Here is a 10,274-nt window from a genome sequence, read left to right as displayed (position 1 = left end):
CCCGAGCGAAAGCCGCAGCAGCCCGTTATCCTGAACTGGTGGCGCCAGGGCATGATGGGCGGCGCGAAGGCGCATTACGACGGCATCGTCGCGTTCTCGCAGACCGACTTCACCGAGGATCTGAAGAGGATCACGGTGCCTGTGCTGGTGATGCATGGCGACGACGACCAGATCGTGCCTTACGCCGATTCCGGCCCGCTGTCGGCAAAGCTTTTGCGGAACGGTACGCTGAAAACCTACAAGGGCTTTCCGCATGGCATGCCGACCACCGAGGCCGAGACCATCAATGCGGACCTGTTGGCGTTCATCAGGAGCTGATGCGGGATAGAACGAGGTTCGATCCGAGCCGGATCGAAGCTGCGCTCGTCGTTATTCATTGCTTCATGATACCTGGACCCACCGCTGGTCATACCCCGCGCAAGCGGGGTATCCAGTACGCCGCGGCTTCTCAAGGAGCGACCGCCGTCTCTGGAATACTGGGTCGCCCGGCCAAGCCGGGCGACGACAGTCTTTTTTAGGCGGGCTTGCGCCGCCTTCGTCTTGCCGGCTGAATGCGATTGAGCGGAATGCTTACGCGGCCGGCAGGCGCATGTCGTCGCGCCAACCAAGCTTCGATGTGGCCTTTTCGGTCAGAACCTGCGCGTTGGGTTCGGCGATGTTGAAGATGCCTGCTTCGCCGCGCGCAACAGCCAGAAGCGCGGCATAGGCAGCGGCGTCGACGTGGAGCGGGGCAGAACCTGACGGCCGATCCCTGCCGGTTCCGGGACCGTAGAGCTGGCCGTAGCGCAAGACGGTGCCTTTCATCGGCGGCGCATCGAGCACCGCAGCTTCGAGCGCTGCGACCCCCGCGACCGTAAGCGAACGCGGTTCGTCGGCGTGAATATCCAGCGCGTCCTCCTCCGCATGCGGCAAGGTTTTGGGGGCGTAGGCCCAGGCGATGCTCTGCGCCACCATGTGACCCACGTCTGCCGCCAGCGCCGCATCGACCAGGTTGCGCGTGCCCTCGCGGCGGATGCGCGCGTTGCGTCGGATCGCGTCCGCTGCGGTGGCCGGATCGGCAAGTCCCGACAGGTCCGTCAGCTGGTGGATCACGACGTCCGGCCGGATCGATGCGAGGACGTGTGCGACCGCGGCGGCATCGAACACGTCGGCTGCGATCATCTCCGCTCCGTTGAAAGGCTCCTGCGCCTTCGATTGAGACCGTGTCATGCCGACGACGTGGTGGCCGGCCTCGCGCAGCAGCGGCATCAGTCGCCGGCCTATGACGCCGGTTGCTCCGGCAAGCAGGATCCGTTGGCCCATCTCAGTTCCTCATCATCGCCATTCAGTTCGAAGCTCGTCGCTTCCAGCAGCGCAGAGCCGCGGCCGTCATCAAGAGGGCGCCTTGCGCACCGGCACCATGCGGCTAAACTGGATAGACCAATATGACCAGTTAATGCGAGTTTTTGTTGATCAGTCTCGATATCGGAGTGTTGGTGCGCCTGGATCGGCCCGGTCATGGCAGCCTGCAGAACGCCGCGTGCAGATCGAAGGCGGCATGGACCTCACCTCGCATCCGTATGTCATTCCGGCACTTTCGGCACCTCGGGATCGAGCATGTCCCAGGCGTGGCCGCGCGCGGCGTAGAAGATGGCCTGCGGCGTGAAAGAAGAGGCGTCGTCGAGGCTGCCGACATAGATCCCGATCATGTCGGGGACCTGGTCCGGCTTGTTGTAGATCGGAGTGCCGCAGTTCGGACAGAAGCCCTTTCGCTTGACGGCGCCGCGGTCACTCGCGCGCGCGATCTCGCGCACCGCGCCGGTGATGGTGAACGCCGCGCGCGGAAACACGAATACCGAACTATGGCCGCCGCCGGAATCCTTCTGACAGTCCCGGCATTGGCACTGGAACGCGCGTATCGATGCAGCGGCGATATCGTAGCGCACCGCGCCGCAGGAGCAGCCGCCGGAAAATCCCATTGTCCGATCCTCCCTGGTTATGGCAATCAGTCACCTCAAGCTCGCTTCACCTAGTCGCGACCATTGATCTCCGCAAGATCGCGGCGGAGCCGGCGCCCACGGATGCGCGCAACTGGCAACAGGCGGCAGGAGAAACTGGAGGACAGGCTGATGAGCGAACGCATGCTTGCCGGAAAGTGTTTTTGTGGCGCGGTGGAATACGCCGTGGCCGACGCGTTCGTCTATGCCGCAAATTGCCATTGCTCGAATTGCCGCCGCACCACCGGTTCGGCGTTCAAGCCCTTTGCCGGCATCGAGCGCGGTGAGCTTAGGCTGACGAAAGGCGAGGGCGATCTGATGATTTATGGGCAGGCGCAGAACAACAACACGCATTGCCGGCGATGCGGCTCGCTGCTCTATTCGGTGGTGCGCGACGGCGCCTATGTCCATGTCGCGATGGGCACGCTGGTCGACGATCCCACCATCCGCCCGACGAAGCACATCTTTGTCGGCTCGAAGGCCCCTTGGTTCACTATCACTGACGACCTGGCGCAATTCAAAGGACACGCCACCGCAAGCGCATGACCGGCTGCCACGAAGACCCGGCCGGTCGTATGACCCGCCATGCCTCAGGGCGGCCTTGCCGACGATAATGGCGGCGGCTAAGAAATTGGCGGCAGTTTTTTGAAAGACCAGCCCATGCGCAACAACGAACCGATCGAACAGGCGCTCGCGGCGGTGGTCGGCCAGAGCCGGATTGCGGGCCTGGTTGCCGCGGCCGCGACGCGCGATGGCGTGATTTTTGAAAGCGCGCGGGGCGTGCGGAGCGTCGCATCAAGCGAGCCGATGACGATCGACGCGGTCTTCCGCATCGCCTCGATGACCAAGACGATCACCGCGGTGGCGGCCATGCAACTCGTGGAGCAGGGCGTCTTGTCGCTCGATGGACCCGCGAAGGAGATCCTGCCCGCGCTTGGCGAGGTTCAGGTGCTCACTGGCTTTGATTCGGAGCGGCCGATGCTGCGGCCGCCGCGTGCTGATATCACGCTGCGGCACTTGCTCACCCACACCGCGGGCTTTGCCTACGAGACGTGGAACGCAAAGATCGCGCGCTACGTGCGCGAGAACGGGCTGCCGCCGATGCGCAGCGCAAAACTCAGGGCGCTCGCGGTGCCGCTCGCGAGCGACCCCGGCGAACGCTGGGAATATGGCGTCAACATCGAGATGGTCGGTCGCATGATCGAGGCGGTGAGCGGCCGTGATCTCGAAACCCATCTGCAGGAGCACATCCTCAAACCCCTCGGCATGGCCGACACCAGTTACATCGCGCGCCCGGAATGGGAGAGCCGGCTCGCGACCGTGCACGCCCGCGGGGCGGACGGCACGCTCGAGGCGATCCCCAGCCCGCCGCTTGATGAGGCGACACGCGAGTTCTTCCCCGGCGGCGGCGGCCTGTTTTCCACCGCGCACGACTATCTGCGCCTGCTGCGCGCGCTGCTCAATGGCGGCGAACTCGACGGTGCGCGTATCCTCGAGGCGGAAACGGTCGCCACGATGGGCGAAAACCACATGGGGGCGCTCAATGTGCTGCCGCTGCCAACCGAGATGCCCAACTCTCCAATCCCGTCGAGCTGATGCCTGGCATGACAAAGAAATGGGGACTGAGCTTTCTCATCAACGGCGCCGCCGTGCCGGGCGGCCGGGCGGCCGGCAGCCTCGCCTGGGCCGGGCTGATGAACACTTATTTCTGGCTCGATCCGGCGAGCGGCGTCGCCGGCGTGTTCATGACGCAGATCCTGCCCTTCGCCGACAGGATCGTGCTCGATGCCTTCGATGGTTTCGAGCGCGCGGTCTACGCGGTCGTCAGCGGACAAAATTTGAAGCGCGCTTGAGAGACTTCTTGCGGCGTTCGGATTTCCCGCCTGCCATCGCAGTTGTGCATTCATGCGGAATGCGCATCGATCGATACTCAATGCGACTTGGCATGGCCTCAGCCGGCTTCTAGCATCCGATCAAGCGACAGCAAGTGCGCAATCGACGCGAGCATGGAGAGGAAACCGGTGCTGAAACCGAAATTCAGTCTGGCAGTATCAATGGTCATGACCTCGTTGCTTGCGAGCGGCGCGCACGCCGACACCTTCGCCTATGTCGGCAATGCCGACAGCAACGACATCAGCGTGTTCCGGATCGAACCCGCAAGTGGCAAAGCGGAGGCGGTGCAGACCGTGGCATTCCCTGGAGTGGACAAACCCGGCTCGTCGACACCCCTCGCGCTCAGCCCCGATCACGCCGTGCTGTTTGCCGGCGTTCGCGCACAGCCCTACACCGTGCTGAGCTTTGCGATCGACGCCAAGAGCGGCCGTCTGACCTACCGGGGCAGTGGTCCGCTGGCCGACAGCATGGCGAACATCGCCACCGACCGCACCGGAAAATTCTTGTTCAGCGCCTCCTATGGCGGCAACAAGGTCGCGCTGAACCCGATTGGCGCTGACGGCATCGTGCAGGCGCCGACGGACGTGATCCCGACCGGTCTGAACGCCCACGCGTTCCTGCCCTCTCCCGACAATCATTTCGTGTTCGCGACCAATCTCGGATCGGACCAGATCCTGAGCTTCCGCTTCGATGCCGCGGCCGGCACCCTTACGCCGAACGATCCCGCCGCGATCAAGGTCGCGGAAAAGAACGGGCCGCGGCATTTGATGTTCCACCCGAACGGCAAGTTCGTCTATCTCGTCAACGAGCTCAGCGCCAACCTCCTGGTGTTTTCCTATGATGCCGCGCAGGGCACCTGGCAGCAGATCCAGCAGGCGAGCGCGTTGCCGCCGGGACCGGACGACAAGCCGTTCGACGGCAAACCCTGGGCGGCCGACATCCACCTGACCCCTGACGGGCGCTTCCTCTACGCCTCCGAGCGCACCTCGAGCACGATCGCGGCCTTCAAGGTCGATGGCGAGAGCGGCAAAATCACGCCGCTCGGCAGCGTGCCGACGGAAAAACAGCCGCGCGGCTTTGCGATCGACCCCTCCGGCCACGTGCTCGCGGCCCTCGGCGAGCTGTCGAATGCCATGAGCGTCTACAGGATCGATCAGGCGAGCGGCGCGCTAAAACTGCTGCAGTCCTATCCGGTCGGCAAGAAGCCGAACTGGGTGGAATTCGCATCGTTTCCGTGAAACTTGCATGATGCCCGGCCGCGCGATGTGATCGAAACCGCTCAACGCATTCTCTCTTCCGCGCAGCAAAGTTGCAGCAGATGGCGTAGCGCGATGCGGCCGCCCCGCGACAGTCCGCCGCTGATGTGGCCTGACGCGGATGTCGGATGGCGCGCCCCCCGATCGTCCTCGGATCGACATCGTAGATCGAGAGGAGGTTCGGATGCCCTATGTCGATGGTTTTGTGATTCCCGTATCGAAGGACAAGATCGAGGACTACAAGGCGCTGGCGCGCAAGGCGGGCGAGATCTTCAAGGAGCATGGCGCGCTCGCCGTGGTCGAATGCATCGGCGACGACGTGCCCTACGGCAAGCTGACCTCGTTTCCCAGGGCGGTGCAGGCCAAGGAGGACGAGGTCGTGATTTTCTCCTGGGTGGTCTACCCGTCGCGTGCGGCGCGCGATGCCGCCAACGCCAAGGTCATGGCCGACCCCCGGCTGCAGAGCGAGATGCCGTTCGACGGCCGGCGCATGATTTTTGGCGGATTCGAGGCATGGCTGGAAATGTGATTCGAAAAAGCAACGTCAAGATTGACGAAATCGGCTGGCGGTGCATGCTGAGCGGATGTTCAGAGATTGCCGATTGGCTCGTATGAGCGACGGTCATTATTGCCTGGTGCGCGACCTCGGCCCGGTGAAGGGCGGCAAGGGGCTGAAGCATCATGAGGTGGTGATCGACTTCAGCCTGCGCGGCATCAGGGATCTGTCGAAGCGCGCGGTCCTGGAAGGGGCGCGACGGATCGCGCAGCGGGCGCGGTCGCGTGCGCGTGCAGAAAGCGGTCCGGCGGAACAGTCGTCGAGCGGCGCTGGCGCGGACGAACGCTCCGATTTCGCCGTTAGCCTGCCGAGTCCGACGCGGGCTCGCTGAGCCCGCGCGGCGGTCCCGCGCTGCGTTGCGGAGCCGCGGCTCAATCCAGCTCGAACTTGTCCTTGTAGACAACCTTCAGCGCGGAATCCTGGTCACGCTTGTGCAGCACCGCGTTACCCACGACCAGGAGATCAAGATCGGTTCCCATGAAGCAGTGAAAGGCGTCTTCAGGCGTGCAGACGATCGGCTCGCTGCGCACGTTGAAGGAGGTGTTGATCAGGACCGGGCAGCCGGTCAGGCGCTCGAAACGCTCGATCAGGCCGTAATAGAGCGGGTTGCTCTCCTGATGCACCGTCTGGACCCGCGCGGAATAGTCGACATGCGTGACCGCCGGAATGCTGGAGCGGACGATGTTCAGCTTGTCGATACCGAACAGCGCCTGTTCGTCGTCCGTCATCTTGCGGACGCGGCTCTCGGCGACGTCGGCGACCAGCAGCATGTAGGGGCTATCGACGTCGAGGGCGAACCAGTCGGCGACCTTTTCACGCAGCACCGAAGGCGCGAAAGGCCGAAAACTCTCGCGGTACTTGACCTTGAGATTGAGGTTCTTCTGCATCGACGGGCTGCGCGGGTCGCCGAGGATCGAGCGGTTGCCGAGCGCACGCGGACCGAATTCCATGCGTCCCTGAAACCAGCCGACCGCCGCACCGTCGGCGAGGGACTTTGCGGTCGTCTCCAGCATCTCGCTTTCGGACAGGGTCGTGAAATGCGCACCCGCAGCCTGCAGCCGCTGATCGATGTCGGCCTGGTCGAAGGCCGGGCCGAGATAGGCGCCGCGCATGCCGTCGAGCGCGTTCGCCGCCGGACGAGGTTTTTCGGCATGGATGTGATAGGCGGCGAGGGCGGCGCCGAGCGCGCCGCCGGAGTCGCCGGCAGCCGGCTGAATCCAGATGTTCTTGAAGTGGCCGTCGCGCAGGATTTTTCCGTTGGCGACGCAGTTCAGCGCCACGCCACCCGCAAGGCACAGGTTCTCCATGCCGGTTTCCGCGGCCAGGCTACGGGTCAGCTTGAGCACGATGTCCTCGAGCACGGCCTGGATCGAGGCCGCGATGTCCATGTGCTTCTGCTCGAGCAGACTCTCCGGATTGCGCGGTGGCGCACCGAACAGCGCGTCGAAACGCGCGTTCGTCATGGTCAGCCCGGTGCAGTAGTTGAAATAGTCGAGGTTGAGGCGGAACGAGCCGTCATCCTTGACGTCGATCAGCTTGTCGCGGATCACGTTCACGTATTTCGGCGTGCCATAGGGTGCGAGCCCCATCAGCTTGTATTCGCCCGAATTGACCTTGAAGCCGGTATAGTAGGTGAAGGCCGAATAGAGCAGGCCGAGTGAGTGCGGAAAATGGATCTCCTTGTGGATCGCGAGCTTGTCGCCTTCGCCGAGCGCGACCGCCGTCGTGGTCCATTCGCCGACGCCGTCGAGGGTGAGCACCAGCGCGCGTTCGAACGGCGACGGATAAAAGGCGGACGCCGCATGGCTCAGATGGTGTTCGCAGAAGGTCAGGCGATTGTGCCAGTCGAACTCCGGGGCCACCTCCTTGAGTTCGTCTGCGAGCAGCGACTTCTGGAACAGCTTTTCACGCAACCACAGGGGCAGGGCCATGCGGAATGACGTAAAACCCTGCGGCGACATGGTCAGATAGGTTTCGAGCAGGCGCTCGAACTTGATGAAGGGCTTGTCGTAGAATACGACGCAATCGACGTCGTCGAGCTTCGTGCCCGCGGCGTCGAGACAATAGTCGATCGCCCGGCGCGGATAGTTGGCGTCGAACTTCTTGCGCGTGAACCGTTCTTCCTGCGCTGCTGCGACGACCCGACCATCCTCGACGAGCGCCGCCGCGCTGTCGTGATAGAACGCCGAGATGCCGAGGACGCGATAGGGAGCCATCAGAAGATCGTGTAGATGAAGGGCGCCACGGCGGACCCCTTGGTCAGCACGAGCAGCGCGCCGAAGATCGCCATCACGATCAGCACCGGCAGCAGCCAGAACTTCTTGCGGACGCGCAGGAAACCCCAGAACTCGCCCAGGAAAGCTATCATGTCAGTACTGCCTCTTGAATGATTCAGGCGTCGGACCGGGCGGCTCGCGCACGAGCCAGTAGCTCTTGGTCTCCGGTTCGAAACGGCGCTTGAGCGGATCGTTCCCGAACTGCCGCATCAAAAAGCCGATCGGAACGATGCAGCCGAAGAAGATGAAACCAAGGATGATCGGGCTGACGATGGTATGTAGCAACAGCCCGAGCTTGGTCCACCAGCGATTGAGGGGGCTGAGAATTTGCGGCGCCACGAAAGCAACCACCGCAAAGGCAATCGACAGGCCGAGCCAGAGCGGCCAGCGCTCGTGATGGCTGAAAAAATAGCTCGACAGCGCGAGCAGCGCAAATACGCCGGCAAACACGAGCCCGAAACTCTTGTTCGACGACGTCTTGACGACCTCTTCCCGCACCAGCAATTCGTGCGAGCCGAAACTCTTGTCGCGCATGGCAGGCCCCAATTTGGCGGACACTAAGCATAGCCACCACAGAGTTGCAAGCTGCTGAGCTTGCTCCTTCAAGCATTGGAACTGGACTGTTGCAGATTGATTTTCCGCACCGAAGTCGGGCTTTTCCACGCGCGAGACGGGCACTTGTGGCGTGCGCAAGTCCGGATCGAGATTGTGGATGAACCGGATTTGCGCCATGCAATTCCGCGCGAAGCCGACCTTGCCCCGCCGGTTCCTCGTCGTACATTGACTGCCTCTGTCAGGAACCGAGAGAGCCATGCCCGATCTCACCGCCTTTCCCATTACCAAACGCTGGCCTCCCGCGCATCCCGAGCGCCTGCAGCTTTACTCGCTGCCGACACCGAACGGGGTCAAGGTGTCGATCATGCTGGAAGAGATCGGATTGCCCTATGAGGTTCATCTCGTCGACTTTGGCAGGGACGACCAGAAGACGCCGGAATTCCTCTCATTGAATCCGAACGGCAAGATTCCCGCCATCATCGATCCCGACGGGCCCGGCGGACGGCCGCTTCCGCTGTTCGAGTCCGGCGCCATCCTGCAATACCTCGCCGAAAAAACCGGCCAGCTCTTGCCGCGGGATCCGGCGCGCCGCTACCAGACCATCCAATGGGTGCATTTCCAGATGGGTGGCATCGGGCCGATGTTCGGCCAGGTTGGTTTCTTCCACAAATTTGCAGGCAAGGAGATCGCCGACAAGCGGCCGCTCGAGCGCTATGTGAATGAGTCCAGGCGCCTGCTTGATGTCATCGAGCAGCACCTTGCCGGGCGGCAATGGATCATGGATGACGACTATACCATCGCGGATATCTCGATGCTCGGCTGGGTGCGCAACCTGATCGGCTTCTACGGCGCACGCGAGCTGGTCGGCTTCGACGCGTTCAAGAACGTCGCGGCATGGCTCGAGCGCGGTCTCGCGCGCCCCGCGGTCGAGCGCGGGCTCAACATCCCGAAGCGGCCGTAGCGGTCATTCCAGGGCGGCGCGTTGCGCCGCGTCCGGAATGACGGGTCTCACAACGGGCGCTTGCGCTTGATGGCGTCGATGCGCTCGGTGTCGGCGCTGGAGAGATAGCGGCCGCGTTCGAGGACCTCGAGCGTGTATTCCTCGTAGGTCAGTCCAAGCGCCTCGGCCTTCTCCAAACGAAACAGCGCCATGTCGCGCGAGGCCGGCTTCCAGGCCTTTCGATGCGCGCTCTTCCAACTGTAGTAGACGTAGATATCGCCGTCGCCCCACTCGGGCCCTTCGTCGTCGTCGAGCGGCGGGCCGCCATTGTCGGTGCGATCAGGAAGGCGTTCCATCAGCGCCTCAACACCACCACGAGATAGCGGCACGGCACGGCGCCGTCATTGCGGAATGTGCGATCGACCGGCGCGCCGAGCTCGTAGCTGTCGCCCGGACCGATGTCGTGCGTGACGCCCTCCTCGACGAAGCTGAGGCGGCCATCGAGCACCCACATCACCTGCGAGATGAAGGCATAGGACGAGGCCGGGAAGGACACCGACGCGCCGGCCGGCAGATCGACCTCGGTCAGCTCAATCGGAACGTGGCTCGACGCCGAGACCTGGCGGCGCACGTAGCCGGTCGCGGGATCGCGCCAGACCGGCTGGTCAGCGCGGCGTGTTGGGCCACGGCGATCCTCCTGGTTATCGGCAAGCAGCGCGGACAACGTGATGCCGTAGGCGCCCGAAAGGCGGCCGAGCAATGCCGCGGTCGGGCTCGATTCGCCGCGCTCGATCTTCGAGATCATGGCTTTGGAAACGAGGC

Annotated in this window: 15 protein-coding genes; 8 read left to right on the top strand and 7 right to left on the bottom strand. The window is 63.4% G+C overall.

Annotated features, from left to right (window positions below):
* Positions 1–318 (top strand): alpha/beta fold hydrolase (locus JOZ76_RS33145; protein ID WP_291705594.1); only part of this gene is annotated, 318 nt, incomplete at its 5' end.
* Positions 319–570: 252 nt separating this feature from the next.
* Here the strand turns inward: JOZ76_RS33145 and JOZ76_RS33140 are convergent.
* Complete coding sequence (locus JOZ76_RS33140) at positions 571–1,302, bottom strand: NAD-dependent epimerase/dehydratase family protein (RefSeq protein WP_291705593.1); 732 nt, start codon at positions 1,300–1,302, stop codon at positions 571–573.
* 260 nt (positions 1,303–1,562) lie between these two features.
* Positions 1,563–1,958, bottom strand: coding sequence for a GFA family protein (locus tag JOZ76_RS33135; RefSeq protein WP_291705592.1), 396 nt, complete (start codon positions 1,956–1,958; stop codon positions 1,563–1,565).
* A gap of 150 nt (positions 1,959–2,108) precedes the next feature.
* Here JOZ76_RS33135 and JOZ76_RS33130 point away from each other — a divergent pair, with 150 nt between their 5' ends.
* The 6 genes from JOZ76_RS33130 (at position 2,109) to JOZ76_RS33110 (ending at position 6,012) form a co-directional block, all read left to right on the top strand.
* Positions 2,109–2,522 carry a GFA family protein gene (locus tag JOZ76_RS33130; RefSeq protein WP_291705591.1) on the top strand — a complete coding sequence of 138 codons (414 nt, stop codon included), beginning with the start codon at positions 2,109–2,111 and terminating at the stop codon, positions 2,520–2,522.
* A 114-nt stretch (positions 2,523–2,636) separates the two neighbouring features.
* On the top strand, positions 2,637–3,572 hold the full coding sequence (locus JOZ76_RS33125; protein WP_366938658.1) for a serine hydrolase domain-containing protein: 936 nt from the start codon (positions 2,637–2,639) through the stop codon (positions 3,570–3,572).
* A gap of 8 nt (positions 3,573–3,580) precedes the next feature.
* Positions 3,581–3,829 carry a hypothetical protein gene (locus JOZ76_RS38450; protein ID WP_366112867.1) on the top strand — a complete coding sequence of 83 codons (249 nt, stop codon included), beginning with the start codon at positions 3,581–3,583 and terminating at the stop codon, positions 3,827–3,829.
* A 201-nt stretch (positions 3,830–4,030) separates the two neighbouring features.
* Entirely contained in the window at positions 4,031–5,107 is a 1,077-nt protein-coding gene (locus tag JOZ76_RS33120; RefSeq protein ID WP_291705596.1) for a lactonase family protein, read from the top strand.
* Positions 5,108–5,309: 202 nt separating this feature from the next.
* On the top strand, positions 5,310–5,654 hold the full coding sequence (locus JOZ76_RS33115) for a DUF1428 domain-containing protein (RefSeq protein ID WP_291705590.1): 345 nt from the start codon (positions 5,310–5,312) through the stop codon (positions 5,652–5,654).
* A gap of 82 nt (positions 5,655–5,736) precedes the next feature.
* A complete protein-coding gene (locus tag JOZ76_RS33110; RefSeq protein ID WP_291705589.1) occupies positions 5,737–6,012 on the top strand; it encodes a hypothetical protein in 276 nt (91 codons plus the stop codon).
* A 40-nt stretch (positions 6,013–6,052) separates the two neighbouring features.
* On the opposite strand, the gene JOZ76_RS33105 is transcribed toward JOZ76_RS33110, so the two are convergent.
* Genes JOZ76_RS33105 through JOZ76_RS33095 form a run of 3 tightly spaced genes read right to left on the bottom strand, consistent with a single transcriptional unit; the run spans position 6,053 to position 8,794 of the window.
* Positions 6,053–7,897 carry a carbamoyltransferase family protein gene (locus JOZ76_RS33105; protein WP_291705588.1) on the bottom strand — a complete coding sequence of 615 codons (1,845 nt, stop codon included), beginning with the start codon at positions 7,895–7,897 and terminating at the stop codon, positions 6,053–6,055.
* Positions 7,897–8,049 (bottom strand): DUF5989 family protein, encoded by a 153-nt coding sequence (locus JOZ76_RS33100; protein ID WP_441300145.1) that lies wholly within the window; start codon positions 8,047–8,049, stop codon positions 7,897–7,899. The genes JOZ76_RS33105 and JOZ76_RS33100 overlap by 1 nt, the downstream gene beginning before the upstream one ends.
* 1 nt (position 8,050) lies before the next feature.
* On the bottom strand, positions 8,051–8,794 hold the full coding sequence (locus JOZ76_RS33095; protein ID WP_291705587.1) for an SxtJ family membrane protein: 744 nt from the start codon (positions 8,792–8,794) through the stop codon (positions 8,051–8,053).
* Between JOZ76_RS33095 and JOZ76_RS33090 the strand changes: the two genes are divergently transcribed.
* Positions 8,769–9,473: a glutathione S-transferase family protein gene (locus JOZ76_RS33090; protein WP_291705586.1), complete on the top strand. Its 705-nt coding sequence runs from the start codon at positions 8,769–8,771 to the stop codon at positions 9,471–9,473. The genes JOZ76_RS33095 and JOZ76_RS33090 overlap by 26 nt on opposite strands.
* Before the next feature lie 47 nt (positions 9,474–9,520).
* Here JOZ76_RS33090 and JOZ76_RS33085 read toward each other — a convergent pair whose 3' ends face one another.
* Complete coding sequence (locus JOZ76_RS33085; protein WP_291705585.1) at positions 9,521–9,808, bottom strand: hypothetical protein; 288 nt, start codon at positions 9,806–9,808, stop codon at positions 9,521–9,523.
* Positions 9,808–10,274, bottom strand: a 467-nt coding sequence (locus JOZ76_RS33080; protein WP_291705584.1) for a helix-turn-helix domain-containing protein, incomplete at its 5' end; no start/stop codon positions are given. The genes JOZ76_RS33085 and JOZ76_RS33080, both read right to left, overlap by 1 nt.

This window comes from Bradyrhizobium sp., assembly GCF_019244115.1.
Lineage (GTDB): Bacteria > Pseudomonadota > Alphaproteobacteria > Rhizobiales > Xanthobacteraceae > Bradyrhizobium.
The sequence above is the reverse complement of the archived record's forward strand: the minus strand, read 5'-3'. Positions and strand labels throughout refer to the sequence as shown.

Excerpts from the sequence above, each read along its gene's own strand:
- JOZ76_RS33140 (WP_291705593.1), bottom strand. The coding sequence starts at position 1,302 with ATGGGCCAACGGATCCTGCTTGCCGGAGCAACCGGCGTCATAGGCCGG.
- JOZ76_RS33135 (WP_291705592.1), bottom strand. The coding sequence starts at position 1,958 with ATGGGATTTTCCGGCGGCTGCTCCTGCGGCGCGGTGCGCTACGATATC.
- JOZ76_RS33130 (WP_291705591.1), top strand. The coding sequence starts at position 2,109 with ATGAGCGAACGCATGCTTGCCGGAAAGTGTTTTTGTGGCGCGGTGGAA.
- JOZ76_RS33125 (WP_366938658.1), top strand. The coding sequence starts at position 2,637 with ATGCGCAACAACGAACCGATCGAACAGGCGCTCGCGGCGGTGGTCGGC.
- JOZ76_RS38450 (WP_366112867.1), top strand. The coding sequence starts at position 3,581 with ATGACAAAGAAATGGGGACTGAGCTTTCTCATCAACGGCGCCGCCGTG.
- JOZ76_RS33120 (WP_291705596.1), top strand. The coding sequence starts at position 4,031 with ATGGTCATGACCTCGTTGCTTGCGAGCGGCGCGCACGCCGACACCTTC.
- JOZ76_RS33115 (WP_291705590.1), top strand. The coding sequence starts at position 5,310 with ATGCCCTATGTCGATGGTTTTGTGATTCCCGTATCGAAGGACAAGATC.
- JOZ76_RS33110 (WP_291705589.1), top strand. The coding sequence starts at position 5,737 with ATGAGCGACGGTCATTATTGCCTGGTGCGCGACCTCGGCCCGGTGAAG.
- JOZ76_RS33105 (WP_291705588.1), bottom strand. The coding sequence starts at position 7,897 with ATGGCTCCCTATCGCGTCCTCGGCATCTCGGCGTTCTATCACGACAGC.
- JOZ76_RS33100 (WP_441300145.1), bottom strand. The coding sequence starts at position 8,049 with ATGATAGCTTTCCTGGGCGAGTTCTGGGGTTTCCTGCGCGTCCGCAAG.
- JOZ76_RS33090 (WP_291705586.1), top strand. The coding sequence starts at position 8,769 with ATGCCCGATCTCACCGCCTTTCCCATTACCAAACGCTGGCCTCCCGCG.
- JOZ76_RS33095 (WP_291705587.1), bottom strand. The coding sequence starts at position 8,794 with ATGGGAAAGGCGGTGAGATCGGGCATGGCTCTCTCGGTTCCTGACAGA.
- JOZ76_RS33085 (WP_291705585.1), bottom strand. The coding sequence starts at position 9,808 with ATGGAACGCCTTCCTGATCGCACCGACAATGGCGGCCCGCCGCTCGAC.